This window comes from Pseudoxanthomonas sp. G3 (genome assembly GCF_057654715.1).
Window position 1 is genome coordinate 1845710 of record NZ_CM172805.1, and the last position, 22334, is coordinate 1868043.

At 66.7% G+C, this 22334-nt stretch carries 14 protein-coding genes; 5 read left to right on the forward strand and 9 right to left on the reverse strand.

What is annotated here, in order from left to right; genetic code table 11:
• Nucleotides 1–42: 42 nt before the first annotated feature.
• From AC23D6_RS08895 to AC23D6_RS08915, 5 genes are all read right to left on the reverse strand, one after another.
• Nucleotides 43–3222: an efflux RND transporter permease subunit gene (locus AC23D6_RS08895; protein ID WP_487752394.1), complete on the reverse strand. Its 3180-nt coding sequence runs from the start codon at nt 3220–3222 to the stop codon at nt 43–45.
• Nucleotides 3223–3234: 12 nt separating this feature from the next.
• A complete protein-coding gene (locus AC23D6_RS08900) occupies nt 3235–4380 on the reverse strand; it encodes an efflux RND transporter periplasmic adaptor subunit (protein WP_487752395.1) in 1146 nt (381 codons plus the stop codon).
• A 320-nt stretch (nt 4381–4700) separates the two neighbouring features.
• Entirely contained in the window at nt 4701–7868 is a 3168-nt protein-coding gene (locus tag AC23D6_RS08905; RefSeq protein ID WP_487752396.1) for a multidrug efflux RND transporter permease subunit, read from the reverse strand.
• Between the two features lie 15 nt (nt 7869–7883).
• The gene (locus AC23D6_RS08910; RefSeq protein ID WP_487752397.1) at nt 7884–9065 is read right to left on the reverse strand and encodes an efflux RND transporter periplasmic adaptor subunit; all 1182 of its coding nucleotides are present in this window, start codon (nt 9063–9065) and stop codon (nt 7884–7886) included.
• Nucleotides 9062–9775: a TetR/AcrR family transcriptional regulator gene (locus AC23D6_RS08915; protein ID WP_487752398.1), complete on the reverse strand. Its 714-nt coding sequence runs from the start codon at nt 9773–9775 to the stop codon at nt 9062–9064. Before AC23D6_RS08915 ends, AC23D6_RS08910 begins: the two co-directional genes overlap by 4 nt.
• A gap of 307 nt (nt 9776–10082) precedes the next feature.
• Here AC23D6_RS08915 and AC23D6_RS08920 point away from each other — a divergent pair, with 307 nt between their 5' ends.
• The 5 genes from AC23D6_RS08920 (at nt 10083) to AC23D6_RS08940 (ending at nt 18184) form a co-directional block, all read left to right on the forward strand.
• The gene (locus AC23D6_RS08920; RefSeq protein ID WP_487752399.1) at nt 10083–15152 is read left to right on the forward strand and encodes an NAD-glutamate dehydrogenase; all 5070 of its coding nucleotides are present in this window, start codon (nt 10083–10085) and stop codon (nt 15150–15152) included.
• A 74-nt stretch (nt 15153–15226) separates the two neighbouring features.
• Nucleotides 15227–15829, forward strand: a complete 603-nt coding sequence (locus tag AC23D6_RS08925; protein ID WP_487752400.1) for a hypothetical protein — start codon at nt 15227–15229, stop codon at nt 15827–15829.
• 25 nt (nt 15830–15854) lie between these two features.
• Nucleotides 15855–16622, forward strand: a complete 768-nt coding sequence (locus AC23D6_RS08930; RefSeq protein WP_487752401.1) for an NAD kinase — start codon at nt 15855–15857, stop codon at nt 16620–16622.
• A gap of 119 nt (nt 16623–16741) precedes the next feature.
• On the forward strand, nt 16742–17233 hold the full coding sequence (locus AC23D6_RS08935) for a hypothetical protein (protein ID WP_487752402.1): 492 nt from the start codon (nt 16742–16744) through the stop codon (nt 17231–17233).
• Nucleotides 17234–17272: 39 nt separating this feature from the next.
• Complete coding sequence (locus tag AC23D6_RS08940; protein ID WP_487752403.1) at nt 17273–18184, forward strand: 5'-nucleotidase; 912 nt, start codon at nt 17273–17275, stop codon at nt 18182–18184.
• 17 nt (nt 18185–18201) lie between these two features.
• On the opposite strand, the gene AC23D6_RS08945 is transcribed toward AC23D6_RS08940, so the two are convergent.
• From AC23D6_RS08945 to AC23D6_RS08960, 4 genes are all read right to left on the reverse strand, one after another.
• Nucleotides 18202–18744 carry a DUF2939 domain-containing protein gene (locus AC23D6_RS08945; protein ID WP_487752404.1) on the reverse strand — a complete coding sequence of 181 codons (543 nt, stop codon included), beginning with the start codon at nt 18742–18744 and terminating at the stop codon, nt 18202–18204.
• Nucleotides 18745–18760: 16 nt separating this feature from the next.
• Nucleotides 18761–19447: a DUF2461 domain-containing protein gene (locus tag AC23D6_RS08950; RefSeq protein WP_487752405.1), complete on the reverse strand. Its 687-nt coding sequence runs from the start codon at nt 19445–19447 to the stop codon at nt 18761–18763.
• Nucleotides 19448–19525: 78 nt separating this feature from the next.
• The gene (sbcB, locus tag AC23D6_RS08955; protein ID WP_487752406.1) at nt 19526–20965 is read right to left on the reverse strand and encodes an exodeoxyribonuclease I; all 1440 of its coding nucleotides are present in this window, start codon (nt 20963–20965) and stop codon (nt 19526–19528) included.
• The gene (locus tag AC23D6_RS08960) at nt 20962–22332 is read right to left on the reverse strand and encodes an FAD-dependent oxidoreductase (RefSeq protein ID WP_487752407.1); all 1371 of its coding nucleotides are present in this window, start codon (nt 22330–22332) and stop codon (nt 20962–20964) included. Before AC23D6_RS08960 ends, sbcB begins: the two co-directional genes overlap by 4 nt.
• Nucleotides 22333–22334 lie beyond the last annotated feature (2 nt).

Consider the following 22334-nt stretch of genomic DNA (forward strand, 5'->3'; position numbering starts at 1 on the left):
GCCCCGGCATGACCGGGGCTTTTCCTTCCGCTTGCGAACAGCTCAGTGGCCGCTGGCGGGTTCTGCCGGCAACGCGTCATCGGCGTCGCGTGCCGGTTCGCGATCACGGTCGTGCGCATGGTCGCGAGCCAGGTACAGGTAGAACGCCGGCAGCACGAACAGGGTGAACATCGTGCCGATGGTCATGCCTGAGGCGATCACCACGCCCATGGAGAAGCGCGAGGCTGCGCCAGGGCCGCTGGCGATCAGCAGCGGGATCATCGCGAACACCAACGCCGCGGTGGTCATCAGCACCGGGCGCAGGCGGATGGCCGCGGCTTCCTCGATGGCTTCCCGCTTCGACAGGCCGCGCTCGACCTGCAGCTTGTTGGCGAATTCAACGATCAGGATGCCGTGCTTGGAGATCACACCGACCAGTGTCACCAACCCTACTTGGGTGTAGATGTTGATGCTCATGCCGGGGAAAGCTTCGATCTGCATGAACCCCAGGATGCCGCTGAGCAAGGCCAGGACGTTGAGCGTCAGCAGCGCGCCGCAGATCGCCATCGGCACGGTGAGCAGCATGATCAACGCATCGCGGAAGCTCTCGAACTGCGCCGACAGCACCAGGAAGATGACGATCAGCGCCAGCGCCAGCGTCACCAGCATCGCGGCGCCTTCCTGTTTGAACTGGCGCGACTCGCCCGCGTAATCCACCGAATAGCCCTGCGGCAGGATCTCCTTGGCCGCCTGGTCGAGGATGGCCAGCGCCTCACCCTTGCTCACGCCAGGGCGGGGGGCGAAGGTGATGGACACCGCGTTGAGCTGCTGGAAGCGCTTGAGCGACTGCGGCTGCGCGCTTTCCTTCAGCGTCACGATGGTGGACAGCGGGATCAGCTCGCCGTCGCGCGTGCGCGTGTAGTAGTTCTCCAGGTCGCTGGCGTTCAGGCGGTCGCTGCGCTGCACCTGCGGGATCACCAGGTACGAGCGGTTCTGCATCGCGAAGCGGTTGGTGTAGCCGCCGGACAGCATCGCCGCCATGTCCGCCGCCAGCGTACGCATGTCGATGCCCAAGCTGGCGGCCTTGTCGCGGTCGATGTTGACCTCGATGCGCGGCTTGTCGATCTTCAGATCCTTGTCGAGGAAGATGAAGCGCTTGCTCTCCATCGCCTTCATCAGGATCTGGTCGGCGAGTTCAGCGAGCTGGCTCAGTTCGCCGACGCCGCCGATGACGAACTCACCACCGCCGCCGTCGCCGCCCGCACTCGGGAGCGAGGGCGGCACCAGGGCGAAGATATTCAGGCCGCTGACCTGGCTCATCTTCGGCTGCAGCTCCTGCTGCAGCACCGCGTTCGTCGAACGCTCGCGTTCGCTCCAGGGCTTCAGCACGAAGCCGGCCATCGCCATCGGGCTGGCGCCGCCGCCGCTGCCGCCGAAGCCGCCGTTGAACAGGAAGTAGTCCTGCACTTCCGGCACGCCCTTGGCGATCGAGGTGACTTCCTCGGTGTAGCGCTCCACGTAGTCCAGGGTGGAGTAGGGGTCCGCGCTGGCGACCGAGAAGATGAAGCCCTCGTCTTCCAGCGGCGCGGGCTCCTTCGGCGCGGTGATGTACAGGAACACGCACGACACCAGCACCAGCACGCCGAGCACACCGATCACCGATTTGGTCTCCAGCGTGCCGTGCAGGCGCCGCTGGTAGCCGGCGTTGAGCCTGTCGAAGCGCGCATCCAGCCACTTCTCCAGCTTGCCCTTGCCGCCCTCGCTGTGCGGCTTGAGCATCTTGGCGCACATCATCGGGCTCAGCGTCAGCGCGATCACGCCGGATAGCAGCACCGAGCCGGCGAGGGTGAAGGCGAACTCGGTGAACAGCACGCCGGTCAGGCCGCCCTGGAAGCCGATGGGTAGGTACACCGCCACCAGCGTGGTCGTCATCGCTACGACCGGCCAGGCCAGTTCGCGTGCACCCTTGATCGCCGCATCGTAGGGCGACATGCCTTCCTCGATGTGGCGGTGGATGTTCTCCAGCACGATGATCGCGTCGTCGACCACGATGCCGATCGCCAGCACCATCGCCAGCAGCGTCAGCAGGTTGATGGTAAAGCCCATCAACAGCATCAGGAACAGCGAGCCCACCAGGGACAGGGGCACCGTCACTGCCGGGATCAGCACGCTGCGCAGCGAGCCCAGGAACAGGAAGATCACCACGATGACGATGATCACCGCCTCCACGATCGTGCTGACGACTTCGTCGATCGCGTCCTGGATCTGCTCGGTGCTGTCGTAGGGGATGGTCGCCTTGATGCCCTCGGGCAGCTGCGGCACGATTTCGTTGTCCCACAGTGTGCGCACGTTCTTGATGACGTCCAGCGAATTCGCGTCGGGCGACACGAAGATGCCCATGAACGTCGCGGCTTCGCCGTTGATGCGGACCGAGGTGCCGTAGCTCTCCGAGCCCAGTTGCACGTCGGCCACGTCGCCGAGGCGGACGATGGCGCCGTTCTGTTCGCGGATGATCAGCTGGCGGAACTCGTCGGCATTGCGCAGGTCGGTGCGGGCCGTCATGTCGATGGCGACCATCTGGCCCTTGGTCGAGCCCACCGCGGCAAGCACGTTATTCGAGGACAGGGCCGTGGACACATCGCTGGCGGTCACCTGCAGCGCCGTCATGCGGTCCGGCTTCAGCCAGACGCGCATGGCGAACGTGCCGGCGCCGAGGATGTCGGCGCGCTGCACGCCCGACACGGTGACCAGCTTGGGCTGGACCACACGGGTCAGGTAGTCGGTGATCTGGTTGTTGTCCAAGGTTTCACTGGCGAAGGACACGTACATCGCCGCGATCTGCTGGCCCTGCTGCAGGTCGATCACCGGGTCTTCCGACTCGGGTGGCAGCTGGCCGCGCATCTTGTTGACCTTCGCGGCGATCTGGGTGAGCGCTTCGTTCGGGTCCTGGTCTAGGCGGATATAGGCCTGGATCTGGCTGACACCGGCGGAGCTGGTCGAGCTGAGGTACTCGATACCCTCGGCGCTTGCGACTTCCCGCTCCAGCGGCGTCGTGATGAAGCCCTGGATCAGGTCGGCATCGGCGCCGTAGTAAACGGTGCTGATGTTGACCACGGCGTTGCGCAGTTCGGGGTACTGACGCACGTTCAATTCGGTGAACGAACGCAGGCCGAACAGCAGGATGAACAGGCTGACGACGATCGCCAGCACCGGCTTGTTGATGAAGATGTCGGTGAATTTCATGCCGGCGCTCCGTCAGCGGTTTTCGGGCTTCGGCTGGGCCTCGGTCACCGGCTGCACCTTGTTGTTCACCACCACCTCGGCGTCGTTGCGCAGCTTCAGCAGGCCGGTGGTCGCGACGCGTTCACCGGGCTTCAGGCCCTCAGTGACGGCGATCAGGTCGCCGCGGGTGGCCCCGGTCTTCACGAAGCGCTGCCGCACCACCAGCTTTTTGCCGGTCAGCGGCTTGCCCTGCATGTCCTTCTCGCCTTCGGCACGCTGCACTTCCTGGATCACGTACACCGCGTTGCCATACGGGTTGAAGCTGATCGCGGTCTGCGGCACCACCACGACCTTGCGGCTGTCGCCGGTGTCGAAGCCAACGTGCGCGAACGCACCCGGGCGGAGGTTGTATTCGCCGTTGTCGAGCGTGGCCTGCACCTTGAAGTTGCGGGTGGCGGCATCGACCTGCGGTTCGACGGCGGTGACCTTGCCTTCGAAGACCTGGCCCGGAAGCGCATCGACGGTGGCGCGGATGGTCATGCCGGGCAGCACTTGGCCCACCTGGCGCTCGGGCAGGGTGAAGTCGAGGTAGATCGGGTCCAGCGCCTGCAGGCTGACGATCGGATCGCCCGGGTTGATGAACTGGCCCAGGTTGACCTGGCGGATGCCGAGTACGCCGTCGAACGGCGCGCGGATGGTCTTCTGCGCAATCAGTGCCCGCTGTGCCTCGACCTGTGCAAGCGAGGTGGCCGCCACGGTGGACCGTTCTTCGGCTTCCGCCTGCGAAACCAGCTTGTCGCGCGCCAGGGCCTGCCAGCGGTCGCGCTGCACGGCGGCCAGTTTCGCCGAGGCTTCCAGCGACCTAAGCACGGCCAGTTCATTGGCGGTGTTGAGCTGGGCCAGCACCGTGCCGGCCTTGACCGGCTTGCCCACATCGATGGAAAGGCTGCGCACGACGCCGCCGGCTTCGGTGGTGACATCCGTGCCGTTGATGGCCACGAACGTGCCCACCGCCTGCTGCGCGTCGACCCATTCCTCTTCCTTGGCCGTCCAGTCGGTGACCGTGGAGGCGGGTTGGGGCATGTTATCGAAGAAGTCGTTCATGCCCTTGCCCATGATGGCCTTGACGGCGAATACGCCGCCGAAGATCACCACCACTCCCACGAGCATCAGGATCATGCGTTTGGTAGTGGAGGGCTTTTTCCGTGCGTTAGGGTCTTTCCGTGTCATGGGGAGGTCTTCGGCAGGTCAGGGAGGTCGTTTGGACGACGAGCGGCGTGGGCCGCGATCGACAGGATCAATCGGTCGATTATCACGAATTGAGACAGTCACCAGAAGTGCGGGACGTCAGGGGGAGTGTAGGACCGGCTTATTACGAAGCGGCAGCGGGCCCGGATGCCACCCATGCGGACAGTATGCGGCCCATCGTGCCCGCGATCGCCGGAAAGCCAGACGCCCCGGCGGGGCGGGGCGTCTGGCGTGTCGCAGGGCGTGCCGGTTCAGCGCGAGGCCGGCTTGTCCCGCTCCAGCAGGTATTCCTTCGAGGGTTCGTCCATCCTGTCGCCCAGCATCCGGCGGACCGACACGAAGAACACCGGGATCAGCAGCAACCCCAGGAAGGTGGCGAACATCATGCCGCCGATGACACCGGTGCCGATGGCGTGGCGGGCATTGGCGCCTGCGCCGGTGGAGATGGCCATCGGCAGCACGCCCATGATGAAGGCGAAGGATGTCATCAGGATCGGACGGAAGCGCAGATGCGCCGCCGAGATCACCGCCTCGCGCAGCGTCTTGCCCTGCTTGCGCTCCATCACCGCGAACTCGACGATCAGGATCGCGTTCTTCGCGGCCAGGCCGATGATGGTGATCAGGCCGATCTTGAAGAACAGGTCGTTGGACAGGCCGGGGCGCAACATGGTGAACAGCACCGCGCCCAGCGCGCCCAACGGCACCACCAGCAGCACGGCCACCGGGATGGACCAGCTTTCGTACAGTGCCGCTAGGCAGAGGAACACCACCACGATGGACAGCACCATCAGCAGGGTGGCGCTGTTGCCGGCCAGGATCTCCTGATAGGACATGCCGCTCCAGTCATAGCCGAAGCCCGCCGGCAACTGGTCGGTGACGATGTGCTCCATCGTGCTCATCGCCTGACCGGATGAGCTGCCCGGCGCGGCCGAACCGTTGATGTTCACCGCCGAATAGCCGTTGTAGCGCGACAGCGCCGGCGGCACCGAGGCCCATTCGGACTGCACCACGTTGGACAGCGGGATCATCGCGCGGCCGCCGGAAGCGTCGGTTTGCTGGCTGCTGGGCGTGTAGATGCGGGCCAGCGATTCCGCCCCCGTGCGATAGGGCGCGTCGGCACGCATGTTTACGCGCTTGATGCGGCCCTCGTAGAAGAAATCGTTGACATACACCGGCGCCAGCATGAGCTGGATGCCGTTGTAGATGTCGCTGACCGACAGGCCCATCGCCTGCGCCTGCACGCGGTCCACGTGCAGTTGCAGCTGCGGCGCGTTCTCCAGCGTATTCGGGCGTACCGCCATCAGGCTCTTGTCCTGCGAGGCGGCACCGAGCAGCTGGTTGCGCGCGGACATCAGGGCGTCCTGGCCCAGGCCGGCGCGGTCCTGCAGCCACATGTCGAAGCCGCCGAACTGGCCCAGGCCCTGGATCGTCGGCAGGTTCACCACGAAGATCTGCGCCCCCTTGATGCCGTAGAAGCGCTGGTTGGCCTGCTGGATGAATTCAGGCACCGTCACGTCGCGTTCGTCCCAGGGCTTCAGGCGGATGAAGGCCATGCCGACGTTTTCGCCGCGGCCGAGGAAGCTGAAGCCCGCCACTTCCATCACGCCGTCGAAGCCGTCCATCTGCTGCAGCGTGCCGCGCACCTGGTTGAAGACCTGCTTGGTCTTCTGCAACGAGTTGCCCGGCGGCAACTGGACGATGGCCAACGCGTAGCCCTGGTCTTCCTCCGGCACGAAACTGCTCGGCAGCCTGGTGAACAGGAAACCAGCCAGCACCGTCAACAGCGCGAACACCACCATCCAGCGCGGCGCATGCTTGATCGCCGCGCCGATGTGGCCCACGTAGGTTCTCTCGATCTTGCCGTAGTACTTCTCGAACGTGCGGAAGACGATGTTCTTCTTCTCGTGGCTGTCGTGCTCGTGCTGCTTGAGGAAGGTCGCGCACAACGCGGGTGTGAAGCCCAGCGCCAGGAACGCCGAGAAGGCCATCGAGATGGCGATGGTCAGCGCGAACTGCTTGTAGATCTCGCCCGAGGCGCCGCCCTGCAGCGCCGACGGGATGAACACCGCCGCCAGCACCACCGTGATTGCGATCACCGCGCCGGTGATCTGGCCCATCGCCTTGATGGTGGCCTCGCGCGGCGGCAGCTTCTCCTCGGCCATGATGCGCTCGACGTTCTCGATCACCACGATCGCGTCGTCGACCACGATGCCGATGGCCAGCACCAGCGCGAACATCGTCAGCTGGTTGATGGTGAAGCCGATGACGCTCAGGCCCCAGAACGTGCCCAGCAGGGCGACCGGGATTACCAGGGTGGGGATGATCGTGGCGCGGAAGTTCTGCAGGAACACCAGCATCACCAGGAACACCAGGATCACCGCTTCGATCAGCGTCTTGACCACTTCCTCGATCGAGATCTTCACGAACGTGGTGGTGTCGTACGGGGAGAACCAGGTGACGCCCTGCGGGAAGCTGGGCTGCAGCTCGTCCATCTTGGCGCGCACGGCCTCGGCCACGTTCAGCGCGTTGGCGCCCGGCAGCAGCTGGATGGCGAATGCGCCGACCGGCTTGCCGTTGAACTGGGTATCGAAGCCGAAGTTCTGCGCGCCGAACTCGACGCGGGCCACATCCTTCAAGCGCACGGTGGAGCCGTCGTTGTTCGCGCGCAGGATGATCTGCTCGAACTGCTCGGGCGAGGTGAAGCGGCCCTCGGCGGACACGGTCGCCGTGAAGGCTTGGCCTTCAGGCGCCGGGTCCGAACCCACCGAGCCGGCGGCGAACTGCACGTTCTGGCCGCGCACGGCGGTGAGCACCTCCGTCGCCGACAGGTTGTAGCCCTGCAGCTTGCCCGGGTCCAGCCACAGGTTCATGGCGTACTCGGAACCGAAGTGCTGGGTGCTGCCGACGCCGGGCACGCGGGCGATCTGATCGAGCACGCGCGAAGCGACGATGTCGTTCAGGCGATTGCGGTCGATGCTCGGGTTTTCGGATTGCAGGCCGACCACCATCAGGAAGCCGGCATTGGCCTTGGCTACGACGACGCCTTGGGCGGTCACTTCACTGGGCAGGCGCGGCGTGGCCAGCGAGACCTTGTTCTGCACCTGGACCTGGGCGATATCCGGGTCGGTGCCGGTCTGGAACGTCAGCGTGATCGACGCCTGACCCGACGAGCTCGAGGTGGAACTGAAGTACAGCAGGTTGTCGATGCCGGTCAGCTGCTGCTCGATCACCTGGGTGACCGAGCGTTCGGTGGTTTCGGCGCTGGCGCCGGGGTAGGTCGCGTTGACGACGACCTGCGGCGGCGCGATGGACGGATAGGACTCCACGCCGAGGTTGAGGATCGAGATCACGCCGGCGAGCGAGATCAGGATCGACACAACCCAGGCGAAGACCGGGTGGTTGATGAAGAACTTGGGCATGGGGGCGGGTCCTTCTTACTCGGCCTTGCCTTGTGCGGGCGCCTGCTTGGCCTGCGCGGCCTTGGCGGCGGCGGCCTGTTCGGCGGTGATGCCCTTCGCGGGCGCGCCTTCCTTGACCTTCTGCAACCCCTCGACGATGACCTGGTCGCCGGCCGCCAGGCCGTCGGTGATCAGCCAGTTGGCCCCCACGGCTTGCTGCGTGGTGACGTTCTTGCGCACGACGTTGCCGTCCTTGCCGATCACCATCGCGTAGGCGCTGGCGGTGTCGCGCTGGATCGCACCTTGCGGGATCAGGAACGCGCCCTTCTGCTCGCCAAGCGTCGCACGCAGGGTGACGAAGGTGCCGGGCAGCAGCGTGCGGCTCGGGTTCGGCACGGTCGCGCGCAACGACACGCTGCCGGTGGCCGGATCGACCACGGTGTCGGAGAAGTCCAGCGTGCCGGTCTGGTCGATGACCTGGCCGTTCGGCAACACGATCTGCACCGTGCGCTGGCCGGCGCCGGCCAGTTCGACCTTGCCTTCGCCCTGCGCCTGCTGGATGGACTGCATCTCGCTGGAGCTCATCGAGAAGTTGGCGTACAGCGGATCGATCTGGTCGATCGTGGTCAGCAGGGTGGCGTCGCCCTGGCCGACCAGCGCGCCTTCGGTGACCTGCTGCTTGCCGGCACGGCCGGAGATCGGCGCGGTCACGCTGGCATAGCCCAGGTTGATGCGGGCGGTCTCGACGTTGGCGCGGGCCTGCTGCACGGCGGCGGCGGCGCTGCGCTCGGCGGCTTCGGCGTTGTCGAGGTCGGACTTGGAGACGAACTTCTGCGGCGCCAGCTGGCGGGCGCGGTCGGCCGACACCTTGGCGTTGGCATACGTGGCCTGCGCCGAAGCCAGATTGGCCTGCGCCGCACTCAGCGACGCCTGCAGCGGTGCCGGGTCGATCAGGAACAGCACTTGGCCTTCCTTCACGTCGCTGCCTTCCTGGTAGACGCGCTTCTGCACGACGCCGGCCACGCGGGCGCGCACATCGGAGCTGCGAAACGGCGACAGCCGGCCGACCAGGTCGCGCTGCAGGGGTACGTTCTGCGGCGTGGCGCTCAACACCACCACCTCCGGCGGGGGCATCTGCTGTTGTTCGGGCTTGCTGCAGGCGGCGAGGGCCGCGAGCAGGGCGCTGGCCAGGACGAGGGAACGGACGGGGGACGTCATGGGGAAGCTCCGTTTCTTTTTCTTGGAGACGTGGGGAGGGGGTGCGGTGAGCGGATGCGGCGCCCCGCGGGGGCGTCGGAACGTGCGGAATCGGGCGTGTCCGGCACGGGGGCGAAGGCCCGCAGGAAGGTGTCCACCGCAAACTCGGCCCACCGGCGGCGCGCGCGGTCGCTTGCGCGGTGGGGGACACCGAAGCGCTGACGATCGAAGTCCATTCCCAGGATCATGCTGAGCAGCAACTCCGCGGCGTGGTGCGGATCGTCATGCCTCAGCCGGCCCTGGTCCATCGCATGCTGCAGCCAAGTGGCGAGGCGCCGGACCAGAGTATCGCAGGCCTGATGGAAGAGATCGCGTGCTTCATTGGGAAATTGGTGCGCTTCCGCCGTCAGCAGACGGCCGGCGGCCACAACGGTCGGATCGCAGAGGTGCCTGAGGTGTTCGATGGCGAAGGCCAACAGCGCGGCGCGAGGATCTTCCACGACCGGCGACAGCGGCACGGTCGCCAGATCCTGGTGTTCGGCGATCACGCTGCGCAGCAATGCCTGCTTGCTGCCGAAGTGCGCATAGAGCGTCTGTTTGGAACAGCCGGCACGCGCGGCAACGGTGTCCATGCTGATGCGAAAACCCTGCTCGGCCATCAGGTCGCGCACCGCTTGGTGGACGCGGGCACGGCGCAGATCCGCGGCCGAAGGGGGAGGGGAAGCTCGCATGGATTTGGACTATACCGTCCAGTTTAGAATTATGCCAGGCTTGAAAATACGGCATTTCCGTGCACAAAGGCGGTGCCGATACGTGGGGCTCGCGTATCGGGCCCTGGACCCATCCGTGCGCTGCCGAATGTTGGAGCCGTTCTCGTCGATCCGCCGAATGGCATGTCGATCGCTGCGCTATCGCGGCTCGCGCTAGTCAATCCCGCATGCGATTGCAAGCCGGGCAATGACGCCTCGCAGCAAGTTTTGTCATGGCGCCGAGGGATACAATGACCATTCGACTACCAATCGTTGAGTCACTTCCTGCATGAACGCTGCGCGCAGCCCGAAAAAAGCCCCGAAACCGTCGTCCAAATCGGAAGCCACGAAGGCCACCAAGTCGGTGACCCCGAAGGCGACCCCCACCAAGAAGGTGGCGGCCCGACCGGTGCAGGCGGCGAAGGCCGCGAAGGGCAAGGCTGTGGTGGCGAAGGCGGGCGATGCGTTCTCGCTGTCGCCGATCCTCGATGCGATCCGCAAGCGCGTGTCCGGCGCGGCAGCGCAGGCCGAGGCGCAGACCTTCGCCGAAGCCTTCTACAAGCGCATGGAGGAGGACGAGTACCCGCACCACAGCGCGGAAGGTTGGGCGGCCATCGCCACCGACATGCTGGCGTTCGCGCGCACCCGCAAGGCGGGCACGGCGAACGTGCGCGTGTTCAACGCCACCCAGAAGACGCACGGCTGGGAATCGCCGCATACCGTCCTGCAGATCGTCAACGAGGACATGCCGTTCCTGGTGGACTCGGTCAGCATGGCGTTGGCCGAGATGAGCGTGGGCGTGCACGTGCTGGGCCACCCGCTGGTGCGCTTCACCCGCGACAAGGCCGGCAAGGTGTCGGCCGTGGGCGAGGGCAAGCCCGAATCGCTGATGCTGCTGGAAATCGATCGCCTGCCCGCCGAGGAAATGGCGCTGATCGAGAAGCGCATCCGCACCGTGCTGGAAGAAGTGCGCTCGATCGTCCGCGACTGGAGCGCCATGCGCGAGAAGATGCTCGCCCTGGCTGACGACCTTGCGACCCGCCGCATGCCGGTGGACGACGACGGCCGCCACGAGGCACAGGAATTCCTGCGCTGGGCCGCTGCGGACCACTTCACCTTCTTCGGTTACCGCGAATATCGCGTTGAGAAGGGCACCGGCATCCTCGGCGCCGTCGAGGACAGCGGGCTGGGCTTGCTGCGCGAAGGCGACACCACGCCGCCGCGCAACATCAAGACCCTGGCCGCGCATTACCTGCCGCAAGGCGGCTCGGTGGATGCGCTGATACTGACCAAGACCAACCGCCGCTCCACCGTGCACCGTCCGGGCAACATGGACTACATCGGTGTGCTCGAGTTCGATGCGCAGGGCAACCCGATCGCCGAACAGCGCTTCATCGGTCTGTACACCTCCAGCGCCTACAACCGCCGCCCGTGGGAAATCCCGCTGGTGCGCGAGCGCCACGAATACGTGATGCAGAAATCCGGCCTGTCGCCCAGCGGCCACAGCGGCAAAGCGCTGCGCCATATCCTGGAGACGCTCCCGCGCGAGGAACTGTTCCAGTCCAGCGACGAGGAACTGTACCGCACCGCGATGGGCATCCTCGGCCTGCAGGAGCGCGTGCGCAGCAAGCTGTTCCTGCGTCGCGACCGCTACGGCCGCTTCTATTCGGCGCTGGTCTATATTCCGCGCGAGCGCTTCAACACCGACGTGCGCCTGCGCATCGAGTCGCTACTGAAAGACGCCATGCGCGGCGAGTACGTCGACAGCAGCGTGCTGCTCGGCGAATCGCCGCTGGCCCAGTTGCACCTGACGATCCGCCCGAAGGCAGGCGAGCAGGTCGACGTGAACACGGCCTCGCTCGAGAGCGACATCGCCCACCTGCTGCGCAACTGGCAGGACGACCTGCGCGAAACCCTGATCGCCCGCCACGGCGAATCCAAGGGCCTGCTGCTGGCCGGCGGTTACGGCCGTGCGCTGCCGGCGGGCTACATCGAAGTGGTGTCGCCGGAAGGCGCCGCGCGCGACGTCGAACACCTGGCCGCGCTGACCGGCAAGGACGACCTGCGCCTGAGCCTGCACGAGTCGCGCCGCAAGCGCCCGGGCCAGGGCCGACTGCGGCTGAACCTGTATCGCCAGGAGACGGACATCCCGCTGTCCGACGCGCTGCCGCTGATGGAGAACATGGGCTTGCGCGTGATCTCCGAGCACCCGTTCCGCCTCGAGACGGCGCAGGGCGCCCGCTACATCCAGGAGTTCGAGGTCGAACCGGTCAACGGCGCGTTCGACGTGGAACGGCTGGCGCCGGCTTTCGAGGAGGCGTTCGCCTGCATCTGGCGCGGCGATGCGGAGAACGACGGCTTCAATAAGCTGGTCCTGGGCGCTGGCCTGGCGTGGCGCCAGGTCGCGCTGCTGCGCGGCTACTGCAAGTACCTGCTGCAGACCGGCGTGCCGTTCTCGCAGAGCTACGTCGAAGAGACGCTCAACCGCTACCCGCTGCTCGCCCGCTTGCTGGTGGAGCTGTTCGAAGCCCGTTTCGATCCGGCGACCGGCAGCGAAAGCAAGGCGCAGATCAAGGAAGGCCAGGAGCGCTTCGCCGCGCAGCTCAAGCCGCTGGCCGGCGACGACGAGGCCGCGGCCAAAACGCTGGCGGTGCTGGTCGAGGCCCGCGGCGGCAAACGCGAGCAGCAGATCGAGGCCGCGCACCAGTCGCTGCTGAAGCTGATGGACCGCGTGTCCAGCCTGGACGAAGACCGCATCCTGCGCGGCTTCATGGGCGCGATCGAAGCCACGCTGCGCACGAGCTTCTACCAGCGCGGCAAGGACGGCCAACCCGCCCACACGATCAGCTTCAAGTTCGATTCGGCGAAGGTGCCGGACCTGCCCAAGCCGCGTCCGTACCGCGAGATCTTCGTGTACGGCCCGCGCGTGGAAGGTGTGCACCTGCGCTTCGGTCCGGTGGCCCGCGGTGGCCTGCGCTGGTCCGACCGTCGCGAGGATTTCCGTACCGAAGTGCTCGGCCTGGTGAAGGCGCAGATGGTCAAGAACACCGTCATCGTGCCGGTCGGCGCGAAGGGCGGCTTCTTCGTCAAGCGCCCGCCGGTGGGCGGCGACCGCGACGCCGTGCTGGCCGAGGGCATCGCCTGCTACAAGCTGTTCATCCAGGGCCTGCTGGACATCACCGACAACATCGTCGGCAACAAGATCGTGCCGCCGGTGGACGTGGTGCGGCACGACCAGGACGACCCGTACCTGGTCGTCGCCGCGGACAAGGGCACGGCGACGTTCTCCGACATCGCCAATGGCCTGGCTATCGCGCACGGCTTCTGGATGGGCGATGCGTTCGCCTCCGGCGGTTCGGTGGGCTACGACCATAAAGGTATGGGCATCACCGCCCGCGGTGCGTGGGAATCGGTGAAGCGCCACTTCCGCGCCCTGGGCCGCGATTCGCAGACGCAGGATTTCACCTGCGTGGGCATCGGCGACATGTCCGGCGACGTGTTCGGCAACGGCATGCTGCTCTCGGAGCATATCCGCCTGCTGGCCGCATTCGACCACCGCCACATCTTCCTGGACCCGAATCCGGACGCGGCGAAGTCTTTCAAGGAACGCGAGCGGATGTTCAAGGTGCCGCGTTCCAGCTGGGCGGACTATGACGCCAAGCTGATCTCCAAGGGCGGTGGCATCCATCCGCGTAGCGCGAAGTCCATCGAAATCACGCCGGAAGTGCGCGCCGCGCTCGGCATCGCCGACGGCGTGAAGTCGATGACCCCGAACGAGCTGATGAGCGCGATCCTGAAGTCGCCGGTCGACCTGCTGTGGAACGGCGGCATCGGTACCTACGTCAAGGCCGCCAGCGAGACCCATGCGGACGTGGGCGATCGTGCCAACAACGGCCTGCGCGTCGATGGCCGCGACCTGCGCTGCAAGGTGGTAGGCGAGGGCGGCAACCTGGGCCTGACCCAGCTGGGTCGCATCGAGGCCGCGCAGCACGGCGTCTTGCTCAACACCGATTTCATCGACAATTCCGCCGGCGTGGACACCTCCGATCACGAGGTGAACATCAAGATCCTGCTCAACGGCGTGGTGCAGGCGAAGAAGCTGTCGATGGACGCCCGCAACAAGCTGCTCGCCGATATGACGGACGAAGTGGCCGACTTGGTGCTGTGGGACAACTACCGCCAGAACCAGGCCATCAGCCTGATGGAGCGGATGAGCGTCTCCCGCCTGGGCTCCAAGCAGCACTTCATCCAGACCCTGGAATCGCAGGGCCTGCTGGACCGCCAGATCGAGTTCCTCCCCTCCGACGCCGAGCTCGCCGAGCGCAAGGCGCGCGGCCAGGGCCTGACGCGTCCCGAGCTGTCGGTGCTGCTGTCGTATTCCAAGCTGGTCGCGTTCCAGCAGCTGCTCGAGTCGGATATCCCCGAAGATCCGTACCTGTCCAAGGAGCTGCAGCGGTACTTCCCGCAGCCGTTGCAGAAGAAGTACGCCTCGGAGATGGAGAAGCATCGCCTCAAGCGCGAAATCATCGCCACGGCGGTCACCAACACGACCATCAACCGCATGGGCGCCACCTTCCTGCTGCGCATGCAGGAAGACACCGGCCGTTCGCCGGCGGAAGTCGCCAAGGCCTTCACCATCACCCGCGAGACACTGGATGCGCGGGCGCTGTGGAACCAGATCGATGCGTTGGACGGCAAGGTGCCCGAGTCCGTGCAGATCGATGCCCTGCAGGTCATCTGGCAGGTGCAGCGCAACTTCACCCGCTGGCTGCTGACCCGCCAGGGTCCGATCCCGGCCATCGCGACCGCGGTGGAGCGCTACCACGACGGCTTCAACGAGATCCGGGCCGCCGACGGCGTGCTGCCGGATTCGCTGCGCCCGGCCTACAACGCCAGTCTGCAGACCTGGAAGGACAAGGGTCTGCCGGCTGCGCTGGCGGGTCAGATCGCCGCGCTGCCCTACCTGGAGCCGTCCTGCGACATCATTGAACTGGCGCGTGCGCGCAAGCTCAAGCCGGTCGAGGTATCGAAGGTCCATTACCGCCTGGGCGAGGCGCTGCACCTGCCGTGGCTGCAGGACCAGATCGAAGCCCTGAAGGTCGATGGCCGCTGGCATGCAGTGGCCCGCGGCGTGCTGCGGGACGAGCTCGCCGCCCATCAGCGCACCCTGACCAACCAGGTGCTCTCGCTGCCCGGAGGCAACGCCGACGCCAAGGTCAAGGCCTGGCTGGGCCGCGACGATGCGGGCCTGCGCTTCACGCTCAACATGCTCAATGAGCTGGCCGCGCAGAAGACGCTGGACTATCCGACGGCATCCGTGGCGGTGCAGCGACTGGGGCAGCTGGCGTCGCAGGCGTGATGCCGGTGCCGAAGACTGGCTAGAATCGAGGCGGCCCCCGGGGCCGCCTTTTTTCTTTGCAGGGAGAGCAGGGTATGCGCAGGCAGGCAGCATGGGTATTGCTGGCATGGGCGCTGACGGCGGGCGCGACGGAGCCGCGGCGGCAGATCGGGCAGGTCGATGGCGAGCCGGTCTATGCCGACCAGATCGTGGGCGAGGGGCGGGCACGTGCGGACAGTGCGCGCGCGGTATTCATGGCCCCGGTCCTCCGCCAATGGATGCGACAGCATGCCGATGCGGCGCGCCCGACGCGCGTGGAAAAGCAGCGGGCCGAAGCCGCGATCGCCGCCTACGCCGCCTGTAGCGGCAATGGTTATGCATTGCCCGATGAGCCAGCGCAGAAAGAGGCGGTGCTGACGATGCTGATCGGCAACGTGAAGCTGCAGAAACAACTTCACGACACGTACGGCGGCGGTCGCCTGCTGTTCCAGCAGGCAGGCGTGGAAGCCTTCGATGCGACGCGCAGGATGCTGGAATCGCGCGAAGCCGAGGGAGGCTTCTCCATCACCGATCCCGATGTCAGGGCATTGGCCTACGACTACTGGACCCGCGACCATGGCGCCTTCATGATCACCGATCCCGGCAAGATCGCCGACGCCCTCGACGTGACATCATTGATTGCGCGTTGTCCCGCCTGATCCACGTGCCGACCTGGAGCAACGGATGTCCGATCCACGCATCGCCTTTCTCGCCAGTCCGACGCCCGAAGCGCAGGAAGCGCTGGCGGTCCTGCTGCGCGAGCATGGTACCCACGCGCCGGACCAGGCCGATGTGCTGTGCGCGCTCGGCGGCGACGGCTTCATGCTGCATACGCTGCACCGGCATGGCGCGCTCGGCAAGCCGGTGTTCGGCATGAAGCTGGGGACGGTTGGCTTCCTGATGAACCACCACCGGCCCGACGGGCTGCTCGAACGGATCGCGGCGGCCGAACCCGCCAAGTTGCGCCCGCTGGAGATGCAGGCGCTGACCGAATCCGGCACCACGACGTCGTCGCTGGCCTACAACGAAGTCTCGCTGCTGCGGCAGACGCGCCAGGCCGCGCATATCCGCATCGACCTCAACGGCGAGACTCGCCTGGACGAACTGATCTGCGACGGTGTGCTTACCGCCACCCCGGCCGGGAGCACGGCGTACAACTTTTCGGCCCACGGCCCGATCCTGCCGCTGGGCTCGAACACCATCGCGCTGACGCCGATCGCGCCGTTCCGTCCGCGTCGCTGGCGGGGGGCGATCCTGAAGGCCGACACCGAAGTGCGCTTCCGCGTGCTCGACCCCTACAAGCGACCGGTCAGCGCCACGGCCGATTCGCATGAAGTACGCGACGTGGTCGAAGTGACGATCCGCGAATCCCGCGACCGCATGGTCACGCTGCTGTTCGATCGCGAGCACAACCTCGAAGAGCGGATCCTCAGCGAGCAATTCATGACCTGAGTCGCATTGTCCACGCGGACAGCGCGATTCCGCCGCAGTGCGGCTTGCCGCCCTTGCATGCGCATGTTATCCAGCGCCGCGTAGCGGTTCGGTTCGCATCCACCCGGGGAGGGGTTCCGATGCAGTTGAAATGCGCGTTGGCGATCTGCGCCTGCCTTGCGGTGGCCGATGCGGCGGCCTGCAACCTGTCCACCGGCACCACGCCCTTTGCCGTCGCCGGCCCGTCCGCGGTCGAAACAGGGGATGCGCTGCGTGCGCCTGGGCTGGAGATGGTCAGTCTGACGCGCGGCATCAACGGGCGTGCATCCTGCGACGCCAGCGGCCTGCTGACGCTCAGCGTGGAGTGGCCGCGCGGTACCGACTACAAGTTGCGTGAGCTGGGTTTCGAGTTCAGAGTGGTAGGCGGCGAAGACCGCTGGTCGATCTTTCCGAAGACGCCGGTGACCGGACGGGTGGACGGGCGCCGCAGCGAGTTCGTCTTTCTCTGGCAGGACGGCCCGCCAGCGGAGCAGCGGCCCATCGATCTGGTGGTGGAAGTGCGAGCGGTCACGCCGGACAACCGGCGCGGCCCGCCCGCCCAGGTGCGCATCGCGGCGCCACCGGGCAGCTAGCGTCTCACGCAGGGCGTACGGATGGCGGATACTGTGCGCATGCCCGACAACACTCCCCGACTGCTGACCGTCGCCGTCACCTCGCGTGCGCTCTTCGACCTGGAAGAGAGCCATGCACTTTACGAGCGCGAGGGCGTCGAGGCCTACAGCGATTACCAGCGCGCCCACGAGGACGACCTGCTTGCGCCTGGCATCGCGTTTCCGGTCGTGCGCAAGTTGCTGGGGCTCAACGTCGGCGCTCCCGTCGATACGCCCAGGGTGGAGGTGATCCTGCTGTCGCGGAACTCCGCCGATACCGGCTTGCGCATCTTCAACTCGATCCAGCATTACGGCCTGGGCATCGTGCGCGCCACGTTCACCGCAGGCGAGGCGACCTGGCCGTACGTCAAGCCGTTCGGCACGGACCTGTTCCTGTCGGCCAATCCGGAATCGGTGCGCCGCTCGCTGGAGCACGGCATCGCCGCCGCGACCATCCTGCCGGCCAGCGCGCCCCAGCAGCAGCGCCACGAGCACCAACTGCGGATCGCGTTCGACGGCGACGCGGTGATCTTCGGCGACGAAAGCGAACGGATCTCGCGCGAGCAAGGCGTGGAGGCCTTCGGCAAGCACGAGCAGGCGCGCGCACGCGAACCGCTGTCTGGTGGCCCGTTCCGCAACTTCCTGTCAGCGCTGCATCAGTTGCAGCAGGTGTTTCCGGCGGACGAGCGTTCGCCCATCCGCACGGCACTGGTGACGGCGCGCTCGGCGCCTGCGCACGAGCGGGTAATCCGCACGCTGCGCGAGTGGGGCGTGCGCCTGGACGAGGCACTGTTCCTTGGTGGGCGCCACAAGGGGCCGTTTCTGGAGGCGTTCGGTGCCGACATCTTCTTCGACGACTCCCAGCACAACATCGACAGCGCCCGCCAGCACGTTGCCGCCGGCCACGTACCGCACGGTGTGGCCAATCCCTGACGCCCGGGGAATCCGCGCTACAGCGGCAGTCGAATGTCGGTAAGCCGCCAGCGCACTCCCTGGCGGGTGAACACGAACACGAGCGGATCGCCGTCGGCGTCGTGGATGGTGGCGGTGAACCGCGACAGCGATTCGTACCGGTGGGTGGCCTCTTTCAGCGGATCGGCCGGTACAGCGGGCGCGTACGTGTCTCCGCCCACGGTCTCGCCGACGGCGCGCTTCCACGTCGCACGGCCTTCCAGGACCGCGGCGATGCCCATCGGCGTGACCAGGGTGTCCACGCCGCGGCCGAGCAGGCTGTTCGCGATCGAAAGCGCGGCGGCGCCGAACAGGCTGGACGCGACGTCGGTACCCGCGCGTCGTGCCAGCGCGTCCTCCACCTGGGCCCGCAGATTCACCCGCAACGCGGCAAAGTCGACGTGTTTCTGCAGTCGACCCGTGTCCTGCTCGGCCAGGGCCGTGCGGATGCCATGGATGGCCAGGTACGGTCCAGCGGCGACGTAGGCGGCCAGGCCAAGGACGGCGGCCAGCAGCAGTCCGATCACGAGCGACTTCTTCATGGGTAACGCCTCCCGCTCAGAACTCCAGATCCAACGCCGCACAAAGGTAGTCGACGAACGGCCCGAGGGCCTTCAGGTCGCCGGCCACGGTCTGTCGCAGCCTCGGCCCGGTCATGGTCGCATCGTCCAGCGACCGCCAGAAGACGAAGTTGCGATGCTTGAGATCCTCGATGAACTCAAAGTCGGCGGGAAACCCGCGCGGTGCCCGCACCAGCTTCTCGCTTTCCTCGAACTCGAACTTGCGCCGGAAGGCGGTCTCGTGGGCGGCCTTCTTCCAACTGCCCGGGTTGTCGAGGATGAACTGCCGCACGCGACGCTGGGTATCCGGTTCCGGATGCCACAGCCCGGCGCCGACAAAGCATTCGCCCGGCTGCAGGTGCAGGTAGAACGACGGTGCGGGCACCTGCTTGTGGCGCTCGTGGAACAGGCGCGCGCCCTGCCAGGACTTGTACGGTGACTTGTCGTTGGAAAAGCGCGCATCGCGGTAGATCCGGAACAGCGAACCGCCGACCGTCTTGGGGTCCGACCGGAAATGCAGGCTGACCGCCGCCAGGTCGGGCTGCAGGTCGGTCAGCAGGCGGAGGAACGGCTGTCGCACATGCTCCTCGTACTGGGCCTTGTGCGCGTTGAACCAGGTCTTGTCGTTGTGTCGCGCCAGTCCGCGCAGGAACTTGAAGCTGGCGTCTGAAAAGTAGGTAGCCATGGACCGATTGTAGTCAGGACGGCGTCAAATGGCCGACAACGTTGCCCTCGATGCACCCCGGTGTCTGCGGGCGGCCTCTCAGAGCGTTTCACCCAGGTCGCTGCGCCATTGTTGCAGGTGGTCGAGCAGCGCCAGGCGAGGAGCATCGCCGGCATGGGCCGCGCGCAGCGTCGCAAGTTCCTGGTCGAATGCGGCAAAGCTCAGCTCCGACAGGCCACTCTCCGTCTGCAGGCGCAGTCGGCGATAGTCGTCCCAGCGCGCGCGCTCGGTTGCATCCAGCGTGCCCGGCCAGTTGCGTGCGCGGTAGCGGAACAGGAGTTCGGGCAGGCGCGGATCGCGAAAGCCGAAGTCCCGCTGCCCGAGCAGGGCGGGCGGGGTGGTGCGCACGTCCGTGAAGCGTCGCTTGTCGGCGTCTGCAAGGAAGCCGTCGTAGAGCGAGCCGTCGACATCGCCCGGCGCGAAATCCTGCGCCGCCGCGAATACCTGGCGTACCTTCTCGGCCAGGTCGGGACCGGCATGCCGCAGGGTGTCCGCGTGGCGTGCGATGCGATCCGCCTCGACGCCGAGCCGTTGCAGGTCGTCGGGGCGCAAGTGCGCCCAGGCCACCAGGGCGGGCGCCTTGTTGAGGTGGACCTCTTTCAGCGGAATGCGCTGCTCGCCCTCCGGGAGATCGCTGACCGGCGTGTAGAGCCGGTCGGCAATGTCGGTCGGCGACATGGCCAGCAGTGGCGCAGGATCGCTGTCCAGATCGAACACGATCACGCGGCTGTCGAAGCGCGGGTGCCGGGCGAGCGGCAGGACCGGCGCGGCGCACAGGCGGCTGGCGGGATAGCGCTGGGACACGTGCAGGACCGGCTGCATCGCGGTGGTGTCCAGCAGCCGCGCGGCGAAACGCTTGTCGCGCAGTTGCAGGGCGTAGTCCCAGAGGCGCGGCTGCGCCTGGCGCATCAGTCGGGCGAGGCCGAGGGTGGCGAGCACGTCCGACAACGCCTCATGCGCATCGCCATCGCGGACGCGGTTCGCCAACGCCAGGTGTTCCAGCTTGAAGGACGTGGCGCCATCTTCGCGCCGAGGCCACGCGATGCCGTCCGGGCGCAGCGCGTGCATCAGGCGCATGACGTCCAGCAGGTCCCAGCGCGAATTGCCGCCGCGCCATTCTCGCTCGTAGGGCTCGTGGAAGTTGCGGAACAGGCCGTGGCGGACGAACTCGTCGTCGAAGCGCAGGCTGTTGTAACCCAGCGTGCATGTCTCCGGTCGGCCCATCTCGTCGGCGATCCGGGCGAAGGCTTCGGCTTCGTTGACGCCTTCGCGCAGGGCGCGCTGTGGCGTGATGCCGGTGATCAGCGTGGCGACCGGGGAAGGCAGCAGGTCGTCGGCCGGCTGCACGAAGAAGCTGATGGGCTCTTCCACCACGTCCAGCGCCGGCGTGGTACGCACCGCTGCGAACTGGGCCACGCGGCTACGGCGCGGGTCGGCGCCGAAGGTCTCGAGGTCGTAGAAGAGGAAGCTCGCGCTCACGCCGCGGGGTCTTCCAGCGGGGGCAGGGTGGCCAACACGTCGGCATCGACGGCCGCCCAATCCACCTGGTCGATACCGGCGCGTCCGGCGGTGTGGCGCACCAGCAACGAACGCTGGAGTTCGCTCCGATGCTGGGCCAGGGCGTAGGGAATCCGCATGAAGCTCACCATCGTGTAATGGGGCACGAAGCGGCCAGGGTGTCGCTGCTGCAAGGCCAGTTCGAGTTCGCGCTGGAGCAGGAAGCCGCGGTCGTCGACCTTGTCGCGCATTTCGACGTAATTCTCCAGCGCCATCTCCTGGATCGCGAGCGCGTTCGGCTTGCGTTCGGCCTCGAAGGCGGCGAAGGCGGCGGCGCGATCCTCGTTGCCCTGCAGGTGGCGCGCCAGCGCGACGCAGTCCTCGAAGGCGCAGTTCATGCCTTGCCCGTGGAACGGCACCATCGCGTGCGCGGCATCGCCGAGCAATACCGCCTGGCCGCCCAAGTGCCACCGGTCCAGGTACAGCGTGGCGAGCAGGCCGACCGGATTGGCCTCCCAGTCCTGTTCCAGATCGGGAATCAGCGGCACGGCGTCGGGGAAGTCGCGCAGGAACAGCGCCTTCGCTTCCGCGCCCGTGCGCACGCTGGCGAAACTCGGATCGCCGTCGTTCGGCAGGAACAGGGTGACCGTGAAGGTGCGCTCGTCGTTGGGCAGCGCGATGCACATGTAGTGGCCGCGGGGCCAGATGTGCAGCGCGTTCGGTTCCATGATGAACCCGCCGTCCGCTGCCGGTGGGATTTCCAGTTCCTTGTAGGCGTGGTCGAGAAACTCGGTACGCTCGCCCAGATCCTCCCGCGCCTGCATCGTTGCGCGCAGTGCCGAGCCCGCGCCATCGGCGCCGACCAGAGCCGAGAACGCGGCACCGATCCGGCGGCCGTCGCGGTCGTCGACGAACTCGGCTATCGACGCGTCGAAGTCGACGCGCTCCAGCCGGTGGTGGAAGTGCAGTGTGGCACCTGCTTGCTCGGCAAGGTCGAGCAGGGTGATGTTGAGGTCGCCGCGATGGATCGACCAGATCACCTCGGAATCGTCGCGGCCGTAGCGCTGCAGCTGCTGGCGACCGTCCAGGGCATGCACCATGCGGCCGCGCATCATCACCGCCTGACGCATCACCGCGGTATCGGCGTCGGCCATCCGCAGCGCGTGCCGGCCGCGCTCGGCCAGCGCGAGGTTGATCGAGCGGCCGCCCTCGTAGCCTTTTATCCGCGGATCGCCGCGCTTCTCGTACACGTCGACGCGCCAGCCCGCGCGCGCCATAAGCGTGGCCAGCAGGGCGCCGGCCAGCCCGGCGCCGATGAGGGTGATGTGCCGCGTGCCTTCAGCGCCCAAGG

What these genes read in the sequence shown, in the direction of transcription:
- AC23D6_RS08935 (WP_487752402.1), top strand. Translation starts at nt 16,742, where the DNA reads ATGCAGTTGAAATGCGCGTTGGCGATCTGCGCCTGCCTTGCGGTGGCC.
- AC23D6_RS08905 (WP_487752396.1), bottom strand. Translation starts at nt 7,868, where the DNA reads ATGCCCAAGTTCTTCATCAACCACCCGGTCTTCGCCTGGGTTGTGTCG.
- AC23D6_RS08950 (WP_487752405.1), bottom strand. Translation starts at nt 19,447, where the DNA reads ATGGCTACCTACTTTTCAGACGCCAGCTTCAAGTTCCTGCGCGGACTG.
- AC23D6_RS08895 (WP_487752394.1), bottom strand. Translation starts at nt 3,222, where the DNA reads ATGAAATTCACCGACATCTTCATCAACAAGCCGGTGCTGGCGATCGTC.
- AC23D6_RS08930 (WP_487752401.1), top strand. Translation starts at nt 15,855, where the DNA reads ATGTCCGATCCACGCATCGCCTTTCTCGCCAGTCCGACGCCCGAAGCG.
- AC23D6_RS08900 (WP_487752395.1), bottom strand. Translation starts at nt 4,380, where the DNA reads ATGATCCTGATGCTCGTGGGAGTGGTGGTGATCTTCGGCGGCGTATTC.
- AC23D6_RS08925 (WP_487752400.1), top strand. Translation starts at nt 15,227, where the DNA reads ATGCGCAGGCAGGCAGCATGGGTATTGCTGGCATGGGCGCTGACGGCG.
- AC23D6_RS08945 (WP_487752404.1), bottom strand. Translation starts at nt 18,744, where the DNA reads ATGAAGAAGTCGCTCGTGATCGGACTGCTGCTGGCCGCCGTCCTTGGC.
- AC23D6_RS08920 (WP_487752399.1), top strand. Translation starts at nt 10,083, where the DNA reads ATGAACGCTGCGCGCAGCCCGAAAAAAGCCCCGAAACCGTCGTCCAAA.
- AC23D6_RS08915 (WP_487752398.1), bottom strand. Translation starts at nt 9,775, where the DNA reads ATGCGAGCTTCCCCTCCCCCTTCGGCCGCGGATCTGCGCCGTGCCCGC.
- AC23D6_RS08910 (WP_487752397.1), bottom strand. Translation starts at nt 9,065, where the DNA reads ATGACGTCCCCCGTCCGTTCCCTCGTCCTGGCCAGCGCCCTGCTCGCG.
- AC23D6_RS08940 (WP_487752403.1), top strand. Translation starts at nt 17,273, where the DNA reads ATGCCCGACAACACTCCCCGACTGCTGACCGTCGCCGTCACCTCGCGT.